The organism is Pseudomonas sp. F220 (assembly GCF_057813935.1).
This window is the reverse complement of sequence record NZ_JBVASJ010000094.1, coordinates 1-1,908: the sequence shown is the minus strand read 5'-3', so window position 1 is coordinate 1,908 and position 1,908 is coordinate 1. Positions and strand designations below refer to the sequence as shown.

Here is a 1,908-nt window from a genome sequence, read left to right as displayed (position 1 = left end):
CGCTGCAAAGCACCTTGCTCGACACCGTGGTGCAATCCACTCAGGTCGGCCTGCAGGTACGCAACCTGTGTGCCCCCAGCTTGCCTTGTTACCCGCCAAACCATGATCGCTTTCATTGGCGGGTGCTCAGCCATTTGGGTTCGAACTTCTTGCCGATGCTCGATAGCGCGCAAGTCCTGCGTGGCACCTTGGCGTTGTACGACTGGACCGATAGCGAGCTGAACCGGCGTCGGTTGGAAGCGATTGTCGAGGTTCGCCATCACCTGGTGCAGCGTTTCGAAAAAGGCTTTTTGCTGCGCGGAGTGGATATCGAAGTCACGCTGGATGCCAATGGTTTTTCCGGGGAGGGCGACATCAGTCTGTTTGGCGAGATGCTCCACCGCTTCTTTGGCCTGTATGCCGACATTCATTTATTCAACCAGCTCACGCTGATCTTGCAACCTACTGGAAAGTGCCTGCGATGGAACGAGAACCACAGTCAGCGTATTCCCGGCTGAAAGCCGCCGGATTACTGGACGCGCTGCAAGGGCGGGTCGCCGAGGCCAACCTGTACCGTTTCTGTCAGTTGCTGGAACAGGCTTTGCCCAATCACCCGTCCTTGGGGAGCACCGCGCACCCGGCGGATGACCCGGTGCGTTTTCGGCCCGAACCCGGTATGGGGTTCCCCGTGAGCGAGTTGAAGGCGATTGAAACCGACGAAGATCATCCCGAACGTCCGGCGACGGTACGCACTCGCCTGTTGGGCCTGTACGGCGTTGACTCGCCGATGCCGACAAGTTTCCTGGACGATATCGCTCAGCGTCGCGAAGGTCATGAAGCCCTTGAAGCGTTCCTGGATATTTTTAATCACCGGATCTTCACTCAGTTCTACCGTATCTGGCGTAAGTACTCTTACCCGGCGACATTCGAAGCGGGCGGCACCGATGCGACTTCGCAATGCCTGCTGGGGTTGATTGGTCTCGGAATTCCCGGCACCGCCCAGCAGATCGCTACGCCGATATCGCGCTTCCTGGCGCTGCTCAGTGTGATGCGTCTGCCCACCCGCAACGCTGAAGGCATCATCGCGTTGGTCAAACTGCTGGCCCCCAACACCCAGACCCGAGTGACCCCGCACTGGCCACAGAAAGTGGCCTTGACGCAGCCGGCGAGCCTGGCCCGAAGTCGACCGGTGAGCCTGTCTCAGGGCACGCCTCTGGGCAGCGTCGGGCAAGACGCCAACAGTCAGTTGCACCTGGCGTTGTTCACCGAGGACCTGAACGAAGCGCGTGGCTGGTTGCCCGGCAGCCAGTTGCACAACGACTTGCTGGTGTTGCTGCGGGTGTATCTGGGCTGGCGTTGTACCGCGAAATTGCAGCTGTCGCTGCCGATAAATAGCCTGCCCAAACCGGTGCTGGGCGGTGCGACAGTGCTGCTGGGGATGACCGGTGTCTTGGGTTTGGGCGGTGAGGCCTGGCAGGTCGCAGAACACGAAACCATCACCATCAATCTAGGCCGATACCAAGGTCTTCACAGTAACCCGCAAGACCATGAGGCCCAGCATGTCGCGTACCGTTTTTAATGTGTTAAGCGTAGCAATGCTTGGCGCGTTGCTGGGGGGCTGCGGGGTGACCCAGACCGTCAGCGACGCCACCACGTCCACGGCCAAGGCCATTTTCTATAAACAAGTGAAAACCCTGCATTTGGACTTTACCGGCCGAGCGGCACTGAACACTGACGTGGCAGACATGAGTGGTTTATCCGTACCGACCATGGTTCGGGTTTACCAACTGCGCGACAACAAGGCGGTGAAAAAAACCACGTATGACAGTGTGCTGAGCGATAGCGACAGCGTGCTACGCACCGACTTGCTGGCGCAGCGAACCCTGGTGGTAAAACCGGGGGAGGGGGCGCAACTGAACGTCCCCCTGG

General features: G+C 59.3%; 3 protein-coding genes. All 3 read left to right on the top strand.

From position 1 onward, the window contains the following. Positions 1-497, top strand: a 497-nt coding sequence (locus tag ACZYSM_RS29100) for a type VI secretion system baseplate subunit TssF (RefSeq protein WP_489077114.1), incomplete at its 5' end; no start/stop codon positions are given. Further along, positions 461-1,558 carry a type VI secretion system baseplate subunit TssG gene (gene tssG / locus ACZYSM_RS29095; protein WP_489077112.1) on the top strand — a complete coding sequence of 366 codons (1,098 nt, stop codon included), beginning with the start codon at positions 461-463 and terminating at the stop codon, positions 1,556-1,558. The genes ACZYSM_RS29100 and tssG, both read left to right, overlap by 37 nt. Beyond that, on the top strand, positions 1,539-1,908 hold a 370-nt coding region (gene tssJ, locus ACZYSM_RS29090), incomplete at its 3' end, for a type VI secretion system lipoprotein TssJ (RefSeq protein WP_489077110.1). The genes tssG and tssJ, both read left to right, overlap by 20 nt.

Coding starts and splice junctions, on each gene's coding strand:
- tssG (WP_489077112.1), top strand. CDS start 461: ATGGAACGAGAACCACAGTCAGCGTATTCCCGGCTGAAAGCCGCCGGA.